This is a genomic window from Pseudomonas sp. HK3 (assembly GCF_052920985.1).
Genome location: NZ_JBREXD010000002.1, coordinates 809444 through 827848 on the forward strand (window position 1 = coordinate 809444; position 18405 = coordinate 827848).

An 18405-nucleotide genomic window follows, 5' to 3' on the forward strand; every position below is an offset into this window, starting at 1 on the left:
AATGCTTACTATTAAACCTTACCTGCATGAATAATCGATAAAAAAATGCAGGCAGGTTAGTTTTAGTTTTAGTTCTTAGTTTTAGTTTTAGTTTTAGTTTTAGTTTTAGTTTACGTAAAAGCAGAATGTGATTTTATTTAAATCTACTTTTCATGACTAAGGGTTAATATTTTATCACTACCCCACACCATATCCACACCCTGCCACGAATAATGCATTGACGACTAAGGGGGATTACCACGAACTGACTATATCGTTCCTAGAGAGGGTATCAAGGGTACATACCAACCCTTGATACCTCATAAACACTTAAAGCAGTTTGATACCGGCTTTTGTCGCACGGGCTTGATGCAGTTTTTTATAGCTTTCAATCAATCTTAAATGCTTATCTAGCCCTTCAAGTTTCATGCTGGTTTGGGTTAAACCGAAGAACCTAACATCACCGGTTACCGAACCCACTACGTTATCCATAACGTCTTGACCAAACATACGGGTGAAATTACCGATGTAGTCATCAAGTTCTAGCTCTTCATCAACGGCCACTTCCAATACGGCGTTCATGGCTTGGTAAAACAATCCACGTTCGACTGTGTTGTCGTTAAACTGCAAGAAGGTTTCGACTAATTCGATGGCTTCTTCTAACGCACCGAGTGCAAGGTAAATCAAGATTTTTAGTTCAAGAATCGTCAACTGACCCCAAACCGTATTTTCGTCAAACTCGACACCAATCAGTGTGATGATATCGGTGTAGTTATCAAGCTGACTTTCTTCTAAGCGTTCAACTAAACTGGCTAGGGCGTCATCATTCAATATATGAAGATTTAAAATGTCTTCACGGTAATCCAATGCTTTGTTGGTATTGTCCCAAATAAGATCATCAACCGGATACACCTCTGAATAATCGGGCACCAAAATACGACAGGCCGAACCGATATCCGAAAATTCTGCGATATACGCTTCTTTACCAATGGACTCTAACATACCAAATAAGCAATCGGATTCTTCTTCATTGGTGCCTGAGAAATCCCATTCACAAAATTCATAATCTTGCTTAGCACTAAAAAAGTGCCAAGAAATAACACCGGTTGAATCGATAAAATGTTCAACGAAGTTTTCTGGTTCCGACACCGCCATGCTGTTAAACGTAGGCTTAGGCACATCGTTTAACCCTTCAAAACTGCGACCTTGTAACAGCTCGGTTAAGCTGCGCTCTAACGCGGCTTCGAAACTTGGGTGCGCACCGAATGAGGCAAACACACCACCCGTTTTAGGGTTCATGAGCGTGACACACATCACCGGAAACTGGCCGCCTAACGAGGCGTCTTTCACCACAATCGGAAACCCCTGTGCTTCAAGTGCTTTAATGCCCTCAACAATACTTGGGTATTTGTTTATGATGGCTTGTGGCACATCTGGCAATACAATTTCTTGTTCGATGATTTGTCGTTTAACGGCACGCTCAAATATCTCTGATAAGCATTGCACTTTGGCTTCATTAACATTATTGCCCGCGCTCATGCCGTTGCTTAAAAATAAGTTTTCAATCAAGTTTGATGGAAAGTAAACCGTCTCGCCATCAGACTGGCGCATATACGGAATCGAACAAATACCGCGTTCACGGTTCCCCGAATTCGTATCAATTAAGTGTGAGCCGCGTAACTCACCTTCTGGGTCGTAAATGTCACGGGTGTAGTCATCTAAAATACCCGCTGGTAAGGCGTCATCGGTTTCTAGTTGAAACCACTTTTCATTGGGGTAATGCACAAACTCACTGTTGGCAATGTCTTGCCCAAGAAACTGGTCGTTATAAAAGAAATTGCAGTTTAAGCGTTCAATGAATTCACCCAACGCCGAACACAATGCGCTTTCTTTGCTGGCGCCTTTACCATTGGTAAAGCACATAGGCGTGGCCGCATCACGAATATGCAATGACCACACATTGGGCACAATATTCCGCCAAGACGAGATCTCAATTTTCATCCCCAAGTCAGCCAAAATATTGGTCATGTTGGCGATGGTTTTTTCAAGCGGTAAGTCTTTGCCTAAAATAAACGTCTCGGCACTGTCATCAGCCTGCCCCATCAACATGGCCTGTGCGTCGGCGTCTAAACTCTTCACGGCGTCGATCTTAAATTCAGGGCCTGCTTGCACCACTTTTTTCACGGTGCAGCGTTCGATAGACCGCAGAATACCGGTGCGGTCTTTATCTGAAATAGTATCTGGCAGCTCTACTTGAATTTGAAAGATCTGGTTGTAGCGGTCTTCAGGGTCAACAATGTTGTTTTGCGACAGTCTAATGTCATCGGTTGGGATATCACGGGCGGCGCAATACACCTTCACAAAATAAGCCGCACACAATGCCGATGACGCTAAAAAGTAATCAAATGGCCCAGGGGCTGACGCATCGCCTTTGTACCGAATAGGCTGATCTGCGATCACCGTATAGTCATCAAACTTGGCTTCGAGTCTGAGGTTGTCGAGAAAATTGACTTTAATTTCCATGAAGCGTATCCACCGTAAAGCTGTGCTGGGGCAGCCTTAACCCTAGTATTAACAGGGTTTAGCTACTGGCTGTCAGCGTATTGATCTTAATTTGGGGGGATTATCGGGGTTTTCGCGGCAATAGTCTTGGTTAGTTATGTAAATACGTGTTTAAGACGGGTACGCTGTCAGCGGATTAACGAACAACGAAGCTGCAGCATGGCTTACCACGAGGCAACATGCCTAAATAAAGTGGCGCGGTTAATACCGACAATCATCACTCAATAACGCTTTAGACAAATTTTCAGGACCAAACATTAGCCACATGCCTGACGGGTTAATCGGCGATGCTTCCATCTTCACCACAATTTCGTGGGATTTAAGTGCAGGAACATCAACTTCATTTAAACTGACTTTTAGTTCACCGTAGGATGAGATCTGGGTGAATAGCTGCTTTGATTTGTTCATATTTAGGAGTCTGTCAGGTTACGCTTCAAGTACTAGAGTATCGTATCGTTGGGCGATAATTGTTTATGTTAATAGGCTAAGAAAGGGTTGCAGATTAATAAGAAGGAATGGGATTAGTCTTGCGGTTTTATTTTAAATAATATTCATTTTTAAAATACTAGATCCGCAGTGTATATGCACATTTAAGGGCAGCTTTAAAATTAGAAGTATTTTGAGCTGTTGTAGCATGAAATTGGGCTCCTCATCTTTAGTTAGATTCTGGTACCTATTTTATAGGGGAAAGTTCAGATCCCTGTTATTTCATAATATTTACTATAATGGCGAAACTTTACATTCACCAAATTGAACACTACCTTTTCCGTCATTTTCAATCGAACTAAAATCTGAAAATATTTGAAAATCAATTTTTTCTTTAAATATATAGTATTTTTTGTTTCTAATATTTTTATCATATTCAATTTTATCAACTAAGTAACGAACACATCTAATCTCTGGGGGCCGGAATTTAAAAGACATCGAACAACGAGATAAATATGTATTTTTCTTGATTTCTTCTATTCTTGTCGAGAACTGGCCTAAACTCATAATATCTTTAGTGTATTTTATACTAAAACTATACTTTTCAACTGCCTTACAATGATATTCATTGGCTAAAGAATTATGTGACACTAGAATAAATATGAATGTGATATATTTACAAAATTTCATTTTTCATATACCTGTAAAATTTTTTTAATTGCTCTGCTGCCACTCCTTAACAACCTTATCCCAATCAGCATTTCGCTCGACTACATTCCCATTTTCATCTTTTCTTGTCCAAACATCCCAGAAGTCAGGATCGTCTGAATTTGGTTGCTGCTCTTTTGTTAAACTCTTCATTTTAACCAAAACAGGAAGCTCGGATGCCCAGCCCATTAGTATTGCATGTTGGGATGGTAGAGAAGGTAACTCGCGAAGTAACCCTCGTAAATTATCAGGTACCATTTTATGTACTTGTTCTTGATCTCTGTCATTACTGATCCGGTGCAGCAGGAATGTATTACATTGAGATAAAACTGTTGGTGATAGCTCCGATGGTCGTTGTGAAGAAATCACCATACCAAGGCCGAATTTTCTTCCTTCGCGTGCTATTTTTTCAAATACTTGGCAACAAACAGCTGCTACATCCTGATTTTCTGAATCATCACGATAACGTTTAATAAATGTATGCGCTTCCTCAGCTACAAGTACAGTTGGTAGGGTTTTATTATTTAGCCGTCTATAACGTTGCAATGATTCAAAGATGATTCTTGAAATAACAGCAGTTACAAGGTGAGTGATTTCATTTGGTACTAGAGAAAGATCTATAATTGAAACACAACTATCATCTTCACCTGCTCCATCCTTACCTATATAATTTTCTAACCACTCAGCTAAATCGACTCTATGCTCTGCATCATTGGTGATAGGCTTCATTCTTGTATCAAAGAGCATGGTGCGTATTCGAGCAACTAAATACTCTACATACTGCTCACTACCATTTTCTTGCGCTAATGCCTCTAAATAGGCTACTAGGTTATTTCCTTCAAATGGTAATGGAATATCTTCACTCTTCGGCAATAGATCTTGTTCATTCCCACCGAAGCTAGAAAAGGGTGTTTTAACTGACTCAATTAGCTCATCAATTTCATTGACACTAGCTATCATATTTACAAATTTTTCACTTGTTCTGTCATCAATATATTTACCCATTTTAGAAATGGGTAAATTCAACTCTGTTTTTATTCCTTTCTCACGGTACTGTTCTAAGCTTTCCTTCCATTTTTTTAAAGTTTCCCAAAAACCAAAAGCTGGCCCATTTTTATATGGTCTACCAGAACTTTTATCGTGTTTCAACGTTATGAGAATATTTCCTAAAAACCTCTTTATTTCAATATCTAGATCAGTCTCAAGCTCAAACTCTTCATTTCTCATTGCTCTCAAAGAGCGTTTTAGTAATGGTAGTTGTGCTTTCGGGCTCGCTTGCGTGAAAGATGCCCATTCAGCGCTATTCCAAAACCACGAAGGAACTTGTAATTGGTTTTCGTCTTTCCCCGCTTCAACTTTAAATACTCGGCCTTTAAATTTTGTAGCTGGGCCTAAAGCTCGGGTGTATTCACCATTTGGATCAAGCACAATAAACCGAGCATTTGGTCTGGCTTCTGATTCCATAGCGGCTTCTAACGACCATTGAATGAGACCTGCCACTGAACAAGATTTACCACTACCTGTATTACCAAGTACAGCAATATGTCGCCCAAATAATCGATCAGGATCTACAGCAACATTAGCGTTATTTGCAAGCGGACTTTGCCCTATGATAACTCTACGATTATTACCAGATTCAACAATAGATCTAAGCTGTAAATCTGTTGGTAGCAAAATAGCAGAACCAATCGAAGGAAATGATTCCGAGCCGCGTTGAAACTTGAAAGAATCAACACCTTTTTTTGAAACTCGTTTGAGCGTCCCGACCGGATTTAAACTGATTTTTTTTTGTGGGAAAGGTAAATTAACTAAACCAAAATCTTGAATATCCCTTTGTTTGGGGTAAGGTGAACGCTCAACGGCAAGCCACTCAATTTGTCCAACTAAATAACCATTATCACAAGAGACTAAAACATAACTGTTTACTCTAGGGAAGTTTCTTGGCGTTCCTGCATTTAGGGCTACAGAATCAGGCGAATCGATATCGAGGACGGCTCTAATTTCATTAGGTGAAACAAAGTCTACAGTTCCTACTCTTAATTGTTCACCTTGTTCTATGGGCAGTAAACTCATTCTTCACCCCCTGTTTTACTTTGGATCGCTGCTGGATATAAACCTCTAGATTTTAATAGCTCTGCCATACGAATTGAGGATCGATCTATAGCTGCTTTAGGCAGGTAGTAATCGACTAATGTTTTTAGATCTCCAAAATGATCACCAAGTAATAAAGATATTTGAGCCTGACGCCCGCTATCTTCTATGAAACTCATGATTCTTCCAAGTGGATCGCCATAGGCAATAATTACGATATGCGTTGAAGGTATAGTTAGCATATCCGTAAGAACTCGATTTATATGTTCATCACCAAAACTGTAGCCATAGGTTACAAGAGTGCTATTTGGGCGGCATGTTGCTGATGCTAAATCTCTGAACAACTCTACATAGGGGTATTCTGATGTTTCACGATCTTTGACTGAATTTGGATAAATCATCAACTGTTGGTAGTTAGCTGTACCAGCACCTTCGACTTGTAAAAATGGCTCGACAGAATCCGCTCCAAAAGGTAACCCAAAACGCCTTATAGCTCCCTCGTTTGCATACCAGTCTAATGAACCGTGCAGTTTAGTAAAACGAGCTACTCCTTCTAAATATCTAGGTTCACCACGTATACCCGGTGGGTTGTAATGATAATCAACCTCTAGTCGTGATGATCTAAAGATTGGCGCAATACTTCCGACAAACCGATCAACTAATCTAAGGCCTGCTAATTCAGCACCCGTTTCAATTATCCGATCATAATTAGTTGTGAATATATGTAACCTATCTCGTGTCGCTATTCGGCTTGAAAAGCTCATCAAAAAATTAACTAAATAATTAAATGTTTCAGTTTTTTGTTCAGACGTTGCATCGCGGATTGATTTTTCGCCACTACTTACTGAATCTGAGAATGATTTTAAACACCGTGACAATTCACTATTTAGTTCAATCAATTCATTTTTAAAATTTCGATATGGAAGGGCGCCTGGAGGCGCAGGTGGCACAGGTATATTCTGAGCCGTTAAAATCTCTAACCCTTTAATCAACTCATTGATTGAGCGTATTTGATCTTCAATATTTCCATATTGTCTTCCTGAAGCCTTCGCAGTCGTAGTAACATAGCTATCAATCTCTGCTTTACATACTTTTAAATCGGTAATCCATCCCATACCTTGCGGTGGTTTCCCAGTTGCAGACTGTTGAACAGCAGTACTAAGGCCTGCACCGACAAGTAAATTTAAGTGCTCTGATTGGAATAGTGCAGTTAACCAAGGCTCTATTCTTAAGCGTAAAAAATCTGTGGTAATTTCATCTCCAGATTTTGCCCAAACACAGTCGCCGACAACTTTAAAATCACCATTATTCACCATGCGTTTCCAATTGTACTGGAGATTGGTCATCGCCTAATTTCAAGTATTGAGTCAAGTTATATACATCCTTATTTATAAGCTATTAAGTAATGATAATTTCTTTCTTAGTATTTTTTAATAGAAGAAATTATTTTAAATTCACTTAAAATTTAGCCAAAATACCATACAGTCTATTATATTTAGTGTGATTAATAATGTATTATTATTTTTAAATCATCCAGAAAAAATATGCATTGATTTAGGACAACTAAACTGATCAATAAAACCACCCTGTCCTAAACGACACACCCACCACCACAAACAAAATAGAAATAATCGTCACAGGGATAATATGGCAAGCCATGTCTACTAGATTGTGTTGCGATAACGCAGGGATCACTCTAAAGCGCGCATCAAGGGCAAACATGAGTGTTAGGGCCAGTAATGATAGTTTTAATAAAATTACATGGGCAATTGGGTTGCTCATGTCAAACCATGCCGCTACATCTGGCAGTATCGTGTGCGCCATCCACAAGCCTGTCACTACTTGTATGATTAACGCGGGCATGCCGATTTTTTCATAAACGGACTCAAACTGTAAAAGTTGTTCCGGTGATCGTTCGCGTAATACTTTGGGTAATATCACCACAGACAACACGATGTGTCCGCCTGTCCAAATGGTGGCTGCAAGAACATGCAACAATAAGATGAGTCCGTACATACTTGCCTCAATTGCGTTGTATAAAAAGCACGATACCCAGTCTGGGCTGGGTATCTACGATATTAAAACTATTTTACCTTTAGCCTAATTGGCTAACGACTTTAAGCATATTGTTGGTTGATATCACACCGGACATAATGCCGTTTTTGGTGACAAATATTCTGCGAATGCCCGATTCAAGCATGGTGTTTGCCACATCAACAATGGGCGAGTCTTCATCAATTTGAATCACTTTGGGTGTCATGACTTTATTAACGGTGCAGTTTTCATCGGCTTTGGCCGATAAACCGATCATGGTTTTTTCATCGTAATTCATGCCCACAAATTCGGCATAAATATCTTTTACCAAGGCCGATTTTTCTACATCGCTTTTGCCTTCAAAGTTAACGAGGTCGGTGGCGGTGACCACGCCCACTAAACTGTGGTCACTGGCGATAACCGGCGCACCGGATATTCGGTTTTTAATAAAAAAAGACGACAAACGTTTAATAGACCAGCCTTCGTAGGCCATTAATACGTCTTTGGTCATGATGTCTTTTGCTGTTAGTAATGCAATTTTGCTCACGATACTACTCCCCTTTCATGGTAGTGATGGCTTACACAGTAACCAACTTAAAATAAAACCACATACATCATCATTTATAATTATCGAGCGTTACGGGGCCAGCTCGTTGGGGGTAAACTGCATTTCAACGCAGGTTCCGCCTTTTTCTTGACGATAAAGTTTTAGTGCACCATTAAGGTGTTTACTGCGTTCTTTCATAATGGCTAAGCCATAGTGATTCATTTTTTCTGGGTCGTCTGGAATACCAATCCCATCATCACACACCTTTAACGTAATGTGATTATTCTGGCAAAACAAGTTTAAGGTTACCGACTTGCCTTTTGAATGATGTACGGCATTTTGTAGCGATTCTTTTGCCACTTGCAAAAGGTGTATCTCTTCATTTGGTAATAATGGTATGGCATCAATATCAAAGTTAAGCTGTATGTTCATGTCGCTTCTTGATTGCATTCGCTCAACAGTATCTAGCAATGCGCCTTTTAAACCTGAACCGTCAATTTGTAATCGAAACGTCGATAGTAACTCGCGTAGCTGGCGATAGGCAGATGATAGGCCTTCTCTTATTTCGTCCATTAATTCTTGAAACATTTCAGCCTGTGCGCCTTTGTCATAGGCTTTTTGCAAGCGTGTTACTTGTATTTTTAAATACGATAACGACTGCGCTAACGAGTCGTGCAGTTCGCGGGCAATTATGGTTCGTTCATTTAACAGTGATACGCGTCTTTCTTGGTTTTCTTGATTACGTAAACTTAATGCTACCGATATTTGATCCGCTACGGATTGCAACAACTGGTGCTGCCATGCATCGAGCGCTTGGTTAAACGGTACACGCACCACCATGACGCCAAAATTTTGATCATCCTGCACCAGCGGGAATTTCATTTCATAACCCGCATTGTCGGTGGTGACAAAGCAACTGTCCCCTTTGCAGCTCTCGCAATGGGCGCCATCGCAGTTTTCGCGATTTGGCGCATCATCCAGCGACAACATGTGTATATAGGGTACGCTCGATTCTGGTGTGCTCAAGCATAGGTCCATGTCTTTTAGGCCGGTTAAAAAGGCTACTTCGTCTAATATGGGTTGAAAGTCATAATCAAAGTTGGATTCGTTAATATTGCGTGCAGTTTTAAATAAAAATATAAGCGAGTCGTTACTGCGTTTTAGCTCTTTTGTTTTGTCTTCTACGGTGAGTTCTAAATCGTCGTACATTTTACTGAGCGTTTCACTCATGGCATTAAAGGCACTGGCCAATACGCCCAGCTCGTCTTTGGTGTTTAGCTCAATTTTTTCACCTAGGTTGCCGTTTTTAATTTTAATGGCTAATTCAGTTAGTAACGCTAAGGGTTGCTCAATATGAACATATACGTTTGTCATGGCCACATACACTAATATTAGGGTCATAAATAAGGCGAGCACTTGAATGATCCTAAGCCATTCAATTTTTGATTCGGCCTCTTGTTGATACTCAAAAACCAATGCATCGATTTTGGTAACAAAGGCTTCTACTTTTTCAACCAAAATAGCTTTGGCTTGTGCATTAATTAAAAATGATTCAAACATAGGGCGGACATGTAAAAACCAATCGTCTTCAACTTGTCTGTATAAGTCGGTTAAGTGGTTATCGGCGTTATTGCCCACTTGGTTGGTTAATACGGGGTTTTTGAGTATTTCCTCAAACGCTTTGAACCGTTCTTCTTCAATACGGTGAATTTGATTGTCGTCATCTTTTACCAGTGCACTGCTAAGCATCATAAAACTGTGCTGGCGCATTGAACCTGACAAGTTAATGGCGGCGGCATCATTGTCTGCCATTTCTGAAATAATAAACGAAGAGAACATCGTTAAAATAGCTAACGCCGTCATGGCCGTTAACATGGCCCCGATGCGAAATACGATGGAGTTTTTTATTTTTACAAACATGTCTAAATACATTTCATTCTCGAATAATTCATTCTACCTGCTTATTTGTCGCTGTAGGCACCAAATACAAAACCTTAGGAGTTAATACCCCTACTCACTTGTGGGTAGAGGGCATCCTCCTAACGCAGTGCTCAGACCTCGACCTTGACCTATATCAAGTATAGATAGCATTTAAAGCCTCTATAGTCATACCGGAACATAAATTAATTGTCATTTTGCCTACTGATAAGAGCAAAAGATTAAGGAGAGAGTATGAGTCAATTTCTCGATCGGCTTCAGTTTTTTAAACGTAAGCAGGGTGAGTTTGCCGACGGCCATGGCACCACGACCAATGAGGATCGCCAGTGGGAAGATGGCTACCGTAAGCGTTGGCAGCATGACAAAGTTGTGCGTTCAACTCACGGTGTTAACTGTACAGGGTCGTGTAGCTGGAAGGTGTATGTCAAAGACGGCTTGATCACTTGGGAAACACAACAAACCGATTACCCACGTACTCGCCCAGACTTACCTAACCACGAACCACGCGGCTGCCCTCGTGGTGCCAGCTATTCTTGGTATGTGTACAGCGCCAACCGCTTAAAATATCCTAAGGTGCGTAAATCGTTAATTAAACTTTACCGCGCTGCCAAACTAAAACACAAAGACCCAGTGGATGCTTGGGCGTCTATTGTGACGGACCCATCGCAAACCAAACAATACAAAGAAAGCCGTGGTATGGGTGGTTTTGTGCGTGCCGACTGGGACGAAGTAAACGAGATCATTGCAGCGGCAAACGTTTATACCGCAAAAGAATATGGGCCAGACCGTATTACCGGTTTCTCGCCTATCCCGGCTATGTCGATGGTGTCTTACGCCGCCGGCGCACGTTACTTATCATTGATTGGTGGTAACTGCTTGAGCTTCTACGATTGGTACTGTGATTTACCACCGGCCTCGCCGCAAGTTTGGGGGGAGCAAACCGACGTGCCAGAATCCGCCGATTGGTATAACTCTAATTACATTATTGTTTGGGGTTCTAACGTACCGCAAACCCGTACACCGGATGCCCACTTTTTAACAGAAGCGCGTTACAAAGGGACTAAAACCTGTGTCATCACATCCGATTATTCAGAAGCCTCTAAATTTGGTGATAACTGGCTAGCGCCTAAACAAGGTACAGACGCCGCATTGGCCATGGCATTTGGTCATGTGATTATTAAAGAGTTCCACGTTGACAGCCAACCTGACTATTTCGCTGAATATTTACGTGAAAAATCCGATATGCCAAATTTAGTGTTGCTGGATGAAAGCACTGATGCAAAAGGCAATTATGTTCAAGGCCGTTTTTTACGCGCCGCCGACTTAGCCGACAACCTTGGCGAAGAAAATAACCCTGAGTGGAAAACCATTGGTATTAATGATGCCAACCAAGAATTGGTTTCGCCTAACGGCTCGATTGGTTATCGCTGGGGCGAAAAAGGAAAATGGAATACGTTGCAACTAGACGGTAAAACCGGCAAAGACATTAAACTTAAATTAAGTTTAAAAGACGGCCACGACGATATTGTATCGGTTGGTTTCCCATATTTTGCCACCGCACAAAACGAGCACGAACATAAATACTATGACCACACCGAACACGACGAAGTGTTGCAACGCAACATTCCGGTAAAACGTATTACATTAGCCAACGGTGACAGCGCGCTGGTGACAACCGTGTTCGATTTAACCATTGCTAACTACGGTGTTGATAACGGTTACGGCGGTGAGAACGTTGCTAAGTCTTATGACGACGACGTGCCTTATACTCCCGCATGGCAACAACGTGTTACTGGTGTTGACCCTAAATTAGTGATTCAAGTCGCCCGTGAATTTGCTAGCACCGCAGCAAAAACCCGTGGTCGCTCAATGGTGATTGTGGGTGCGGCACTTAACCATTGGTATCACATGGACATGAACTATCGCGGCTTAATCAACATGCTAATGTTGTGCGGTTGTGTGGGTCAGTCTGGTGGTGGTTGGGCGCACTATGTGGGCCAAGAAAAACTGCGTCCACAAACGGGCTGGCAGCCACTTGCATTTGGTTTGGATTGGCAAAAGCCACCTCGCCACATGAACGGCACATCATTCTTTTATAACCATGCAAACCAATGGCGTTACGAAAAACTGTCGATGCAAGAAGTGATTTCGCCAATGGCCAACAAAGAAAAATGGACCGGCTCAATCATTGATTACAATACCCGTGCCGAACGCATGGGTTGGTTACCGTCTGCGCCGCAGTTGGGCATGAACCCATTGAACCTTTGCAAAGATGCTGAAAAAGCAGGCATGTCACCACAAGACTATACCGTGCAGCAGTTAAAATCTGGCGAGTTAAAATTTGCGTGCGAAGACCCAGACAACCCGCAAAACTTTCCGCGTAACATGTTCATCTGGCGCTCTAACTTATTGGGATCATCCGGTAAGGGGCACGAATACATGCTGCGTCATTTGTTAGGCACTAAACATGGCCTAATGGGTAAAGATTTAGGTGAGTCTAACGAAGCCAAACCAGAAGACGTTGTCTGGAACGACACACCGGCTGAAGGCAAGTTGGACTTATTAGTCACACTTGATTTCCGTATGTCGACTACGTGTTTGTATTCAGACATTGTTTTACCAACCGCTACTTGGTATGAAAAAGACGACATGAATACGTCTGACATGCACCCGTTTATTCACCCTCTTTCTAAAGCGGCAGACCCAGCTTGGGAAGCACGCTCAGACTGGGATATTTTTAAAGGCATTGCGAAAAAATTCTCGTCAACCTGTGAAGGCCACTTAGGTGTCGAAAAAGATTTGGTGACCTTACCAACCTTGCACGACACACCCGCTGAACTTTCTATGCCTTACGGCGAAGTAAAAGCATGGTGGAAAGGTGAGTGTGAATTAATACCTGGTCGTACTGCTCCGCATATGATCGTGGTTGAGCGTCACTACCCAGATACTTACGAGCGTTTCACCTCTATTGGCCCGTTGTTGGATTCACAAGGCAATGGCGGTAAAGGTATTTCTTGGAATACCGATGCCGAGATCGCGTTATTAGGCGAGTTAAATTACAAAAAACTCGACGGCCCAGCAAAAGGTCGCCCTAACATTGATAGCGCCATTGATGCCGCCGAAATGATTTTAGCCCTCGCCCCAGAAACAAATGGCGCGGTCGCGGTTAAGGCATGGGAAGCATTAGGTGAGTTCACGGGGATTGATCACACGCACTTAGCCAAACCGAAACAAGATGAAAAAATTCGTTTCCGCGATATTCAAGCGCAGCCGCGCAAGATTATTTCGTCTCCGACTTGGTCAGGCCTCGAAGACGAACACGTGTCTTACAACGCGGGTTACACCAATGTGCATGAAAATATTCCTTGGAGAACCCTAACCGGACGCCAACAGTTTTATATGGACCATGAATGGATGCGCGACTTTGGTGAAAACCATGTGTCATACAAGCCACCCATTAATTTAAAAACGGTTCAGCCCATCATGAACAAAAAGTCGAACGGTAATAAAGAGATCGTACTGAACTGGATTACGCCACACCAAAAATGGGGCATTCACTCAACGTACTCTGACAACCTATTGATGCTCACCCTTTCACGTGGTGGCCCAATCATTTGGATCAGTGAAACCGATGCCGAAAAAGCCGGTATTGAAGACAACGATTGGATCGAAGCGTTTAACGTCAATGGTGCAGTCGCTGCCCGTGCGGTGGTATCGCAACGCGTACCAGAAGGCATGAGCATGATGTACCACGCACAAGAACGCATTGTGAATGTGCCCGGCGCCGAAACCACACAAACCCGTGGCGGTATTCATAACTCGGTAACCCGTGCCGTCATGAAACCCACCCATATGATTGGTGGTTATGCACAGCAATCTTACGGCTTTAACTACTACGGTACGGTAGGTTGTAACCGCGACGAATTTGTTGTGGTACGTAAGATGAGCAAAGTCGATTGGTTAGATGGCGAAGAACACAAGGCTGAGGAGAAGTAATATGAAATTACGTGCACAAATTGGCATGGTCCTCAACCTTGATAAATGTATCGGTTGTCACACATGCTCTATCACTTGTAAAAATGTATGGACCTCACGTGAAGGCGTTGAGTACGCATGGTTCAATAACGTTGAAACCAAACCCGGTATTGGTTTTCCAAAAGAGTGGGAAAACCAAGACAAATGGAAAGGCGGCTGGGAAGTTAAAAACGGAAAACTACAACCAAAAATTGGTGGTAAGCACCGCATTTTGGCCAACATTTTTGCCAACCCAGATTTACCTGAAATTGATGACTACTACGAGCCATTCGATTTTGATTACCAACACCTACACACCGCTGGTGAAAGTAAACACCAACCAGTTGCGCGCCCACGTTCATTAATCACGGGCAAGCGCATGGAGAAAATTGAATGGGGCCCTAACTGGGAAGAAATTTTAGGCACCGAATTCAAAAAACGTAAAATCGATAAAAACTTCGACAACATGCAAACAGACATGCTTGGCCAGTTTGAAAATACGTTCATGATGTACTTGCCACGTTTATGTGAGCACTGTCTTAACCCTACGTGTGCAGCATCTTGCCCAAGCGGCGCGATCTACAAACGTGAAGAAGACGGCATTGTACTGATTGACCAAGACAAATGCCGTGGCTGGAGAATGTGTGTATCGGCGTGCCCATACAAAAAAATCTACTACAACTGGAAAACCGGTAAGTCAGAAAAATGTTTGTTCTGCTACCCGCGCATTGAAGCTGGGCAGCCAACAATTTGTTCAGAAACTTGTGTAGGTCGTATCCGTTATCTAGGTGTACTGCTTTACGATGCCGATAAAATTCAAGAAGTGGCTAAAACACCTAACGAACAAGACTTGTACCAAGCGCAGTGCGACATGTTTTTAGACCCGAACGACCCTGCTGTTATTGCACAGGCCCATAAAGAAGGGATTCCACAAAGTTGGATTGATGCCGCGCAACGTTCGCCCGTTTATAAAATGGCAATGGAATGGAAAGTGGCGCTGCCGCTTCACCCAGAATACCGCACACTGCCAATGGTTTGGTACGTGCCACCATTAAGCCCGATTCAAAATGCAGTTGAAGCAGGCGGCGTGGGTATGAACGGTGAAATCCCAGACCTTAAGTCTTTGCGTATTCCGCTTAAGTACTTAGCCAACTTATTAACAGCGGGTGATGAAGCGCCTGTAATTCGTGCACTTGAACGCATGATCGCGATGCGTGCTTACAAGCGCGCTGAAAATGTCGATAAAGTTGAAGACCTACAAGTACTAAAAGACGCGGGTATTACGCAAAAACAAGTTGAAGAAATGTATCGCTACATGGCACTGGCTAACTACGAAGATCGTTTTGTTATCCCAACAAGCCATAAAGCGTATGCCGAAGAAACCTTTGGCGAAGCCCATGACGCAAAAAGCGGTTGTGGTTTCAGTTTTGGTAATGGTTGTTCAACTGGCAATGACGACTTGAACTTATTTGGTGCTAAGAAGCAAACCGTTAAAGTGGTTAAGCCTGCTACGTTTAGCTCTGACATCAACAACAAAGTTTAGGAGAACATAATGCAAATATTTAAAGTGATCTCCGCACTCATGGACTACCCCCAGGAGGGGGTGGCTCAGCACAAAGATGAACTTAAACACATCATTAGCGCTGATATTTCATTAAGTGATGAATGCAAAACCGCCATGAGCGAATTTATCGAAGCGCAATGCGCATTGGATATCTTAGATTGGCAAAGTGATTACGACGCACTGTTTGAGCGTGGCCGTAACCTATCGCTTTTCATTGTTTGAACACGTGCATGGCGAAAGCCGTGACCGTGGCCAAGCGATGGTCGATTTAATCGAACAATATAAGTTAGCGGGCTTAGCGTTGGATCAAAAAGAATTACCGGATTACATTCCGTTGTTTCTAGAATTTTTATCAACGCAAGACCGTGCCGATGCAAAAGCATGGTTAATGGATGTCAGTCACATTTTGGCCGTATTAGCCACGCGTCTTGAAGAGCGCGACAGTGGTTATGCCAGTTTGTTTAACGCGTTATTAGAGATCAGCCAAGCCTCTGTCGATATGACAGAGATTCGCGAAGCGGTTGCTAAAGAAGAGCGTGACGATACAAACGAAGCCATAGATAAAGTGTGGGAAGACGAAGCCGTCACCTTTGGTGGCAACGCAACAGAAGGTGGCGCTTGCCCAAGCAGCTCAACCAACGGAAAACCAACAGCTAAACAATCACGTGTGGATGAAATGCCGGTTAACATTATGATGCCGACACCTGCCAACCATACACAAACTGAAGTTAAAGGGTAGGAGCCAATCATGGAATTCATCAATAATTTATTGTTCGGAATTTATCCTTACATCGCACTGACTGTTTTTATTGTGGGTAGCTTAATTCGCTATGACCGTGATCAATACAGCTGGAAGACCGGTTCAAGCCAAATGTTAGAAAGCAAAATGCTACGCAAAGGCAGCATGCCGTTTCACGTGGGTATTATTGCGGTATTAGCAGGCCACTTTGTGGGCCTGCTAACGCCTCACCAAGTGTGGGACTTCTTACACATCACAGCGCCAATGAAGCAAGTATTTGCAATGGCAATGGGTGGCTTTTTTGGCTTAATTTGTTTTTACGGTTTAACCATTTTAATCATTCGTCGTTTCACTAACGAACGTGTTAAAGCGTCTAGCTCTACTATGGACAACCTGATTCTTGTTTTAATTTACATTCAATTAATCATGGGTCTATTCAGTATTTTCATCTCAACCGGCCACATGGACGGCGCTGGAAATGTTAAAACTGATGAGCTGGGCACAAAACTTAGTTACATTCCAAGGGGCTGATGCAGCCGCTGCCATTGCTGATGTGCATATTATTTTCAAAATGCATGTATTGCTGGGGATGTCTTTGTTTTTGATTTTTCCGTTCAGTCGTTTGGTTCACGTATGGAGTGTTCCGGTGAAATATTTCCGTCGTAACTATCAAATCGTGCGCATCAAAAACGACCAAAATGTAAAAAAAGGTTAACCCCAAACAAGCTTGCATGTTTTAGACGCAAGCTACTTACCTACACTCATGTAGGCAACCTAATTGCTCTTCGGAGCAATTCATTAAGTGCCGGCTTTATTATGGCGCTTAATGGTTCGCAGAGGGTGGTGGTCTTGAGGCCTCTTGTGCCATCACCCGCTTTTAACGTTATCTGCGAACACACCATAACTGCGAATTTTTATACAGGATACCATCATGACAGCAACCGAGTTTAACCCAGCGGATCACAAAACAGATCAGAACCAATACCAGCCGTGATAATGCCATTGAAATAGCCAGCATTAATACAGATCAAAACCCTGATATTTATATTAACGGGGTAAACATTACCGAAGCTGATATCTTACAAGAAATGCAGTACCACCCAGCTACCGATCAACGCAATGCCATGATCGTTGCCGCTGAGTCATTAATCATTACTGAACTATTTAAACAACGCTGCCTTGCATTAGGTTTAATTAATGCAGATGACAAAAAAACCGAAGACGAATTATGCGAACTATTAGTCGCCAAAGAAGTGGACTTACCACGCACCACTGATGACGAATGCGAACGTTACTACGAAGCCAACAAAGACCGTTTCTGCAGCTCGCCATTATTAGAAGTTGACCACATTTTAATTGCCGCAGATAAAGAAGACTTAGATCAGCGCGCTGAAGCCAAAGAATTAGCTGAGGGCATACTGGCGCAAATTAAGCACAAACCCCATACTTTTGCAGAGATGGCCATGCGACATTCTATGTGCCCATCAAAAGAACATGGTGGCTCGTTAGGCCAAATATCAAAAGGCCAAACCGTGCGTGAATTTGAAAAAGTTCTGTTCTTATCAGAAGAAGGTTTATTACCCAGTATAATTGAAACTCGCTACGGCTATCACATTGCCAATATACACCGCAAAATAGAAGGCCAACAAATGCCACTTGAGCAGGTAGAGGCGAAAATTAAAGTATACCTTGATGAAAAAGTGCGTCGTAAGGCGATTGCGCAATACATTGAGTTATTAATTGCTGATGCTGATATTCGTGGCTTTGAGTTTGATGTAACAAATTCGCCACTGGTTCAGTAAA

13 protein-coding genes and 1 pseudogene are annotated in these 18405 nt (G+C 42.3%); 6 read left to right on the plus strand and 8 right to left on the minus strand.

The genetic code is table 11. From position 1 onward, the window contains the following. Positions 1-309: 309 nt before the first annotated feature. From ACU6U9_RS14795 to ACU6U9_RS14830, 8 genes are all read right to left on the minus strand, one after another. Positions 310-2502, minus strand: a complete 2193-nt coding sequence (locus ACU6U9_RS14795) for an OsmC domain/YcaO domain-containing protein (RefSeq protein WP_446735784.1) — start codon at positions 2500-2502, stop codon at positions 310-312. Between the two features lie 240 nt (positions 2503-2742). Next, complete coding sequence (locus ACU6U9_RS14800) at positions 2743-2949, minus strand: hypothetical protein (RefSeq protein WP_446735785.1); 207 nt, start codon at positions 2947-2949, stop codon at positions 2743-2745. Between the two features lie 312 nt (positions 2950-3261). Further along, positions 3262-3657: a hypothetical protein gene (locus ACU6U9_RS14805; protein ID WP_446735786.1), complete on the minus strand. Its 396-nt coding sequence runs from the start codon at positions 3655-3657 to the stop codon at positions 3262-3264. Between the two features lie 24 nt (positions 3658-3681). Continuing rightward, complete coding sequence (locus ACU6U9_RS14810) at positions 3682-5748, minus strand: ATP-binding protein (protein ID WP_446735787.1); 2067 nt, start codon at positions 5746-5748, stop codon at positions 3682-3684. Beyond that, positions 5745-7082, minus strand: coding sequence for an SIR2 family protein (locus ACU6U9_RS14815; RefSeq protein ID WP_446735788.1), 1338 nt, complete (start codon positions 7080-7082; stop codon positions 5745-5747). The genes ACU6U9_RS14810 and ACU6U9_RS14815 overlap by 4 nt, the downstream gene beginning before the upstream one ends. A 256-nt stretch (positions 7083-7338) precedes the next feature. Further along, entirely contained in the window at positions 7339-7782 is a 444-nt protein-coding gene (locus ACU6U9_RS14820; RefSeq protein ID WP_446735789.1) for a CopD family protein, read from the minus strand. 79 nt (positions 7783-7861) lie between these two features. Beyond that, positions 7862-8347 carry a CBS domain-containing protein gene (locus ACU6U9_RS14825; RefSeq protein ID WP_446735790.1) on the minus strand — a complete coding sequence of 162 codons (486 nt, stop codon included), beginning with the start codon at positions 8345-8347 and terminating at the stop codon, positions 7862-7864. A gap of 90 nt (positions 8348-8437) precedes the next feature. Next, a complete protein-coding gene (locus ACU6U9_RS14830; RefSeq protein ID WP_446735791.1) occupies positions 8438-10279 on the minus strand; it encodes a histidine kinase in 1842 nt (613 codons plus the stop codon). Between the two features lie 240 nt (positions 10280-10519). Between ACU6U9_RS14830 and ACU6U9_RS14835 the strand changes: the two genes are divergently transcribed. The 6 genes and pseudogenes from ACU6U9_RS14835 (at position 10520) to ACU6U9_RS14860 (ending at position 18404) form a co-directional block, all read left to right on the plus strand. Next, a complete protein-coding gene (locus ACU6U9_RS14835) occupies positions 10520-14281 on the plus strand; it encodes a nitrate reductase subunit alpha (protein WP_446735792.1) in 3762 nt (1253 codons plus the stop codon). Position 14282: 1 nt separating this feature from the next. Then, on the plus strand, positions 14283-15842 hold the full coding sequence (gene narH / locus ACU6U9_RS14840) for a nitrate reductase subunit beta (protein ID WP_446735793.1): 1560 nt from the start codon (positions 14283-14285) through the stop codon (positions 15840-15842). Between the two features lie 9 nt (positions 15843-15851). Next, the gene (locus ACU6U9_RS14845) at positions 15852-16085 is read left to right on the plus strand and encodes a hypothetical protein (RefSeq protein WP_446735794.1); all 234 of its coding nucleotides are present in this window, start codon (positions 15852-15854) and stop codon (positions 16083-16085) included. Next, the gene (gene narJ, locus ACU6U9_RS14850; RefSeq protein ID WP_446735887.1) at positions 16054-16602 is read left to right on the plus strand and encodes a nitrate reductase molybdenum cofactor assembly chaperone; all 549 of its coding nucleotides are present in this window, start codon (positions 16054-16056) and stop codon (positions 16600-16602) included. Before ACU6U9_RS14845 ends, narJ begins: the two co-directional genes overlap by 32 nt. A 9-nt stretch (positions 16603-16611) precedes the next feature. After that, positions 16612-17317 (plus strand): annotated as a pseudogene (gene narI, locus ACU6U9_RS14855) (respiratory nitrate reductase subunit gamma). Between the two features lie 373 nt (positions 17318-17690). Continuing rightward, complete coding sequence (locus ACU6U9_RS14860; RefSeq protein ID WP_446735795.1) at positions 17691-18404, plus strand: peptidylprolyl isomerase; 714 nt, start codon at positions 17691-17693, stop codon at positions 18402-18404. Position 18405: the final 1 nt, after the last annotated feature.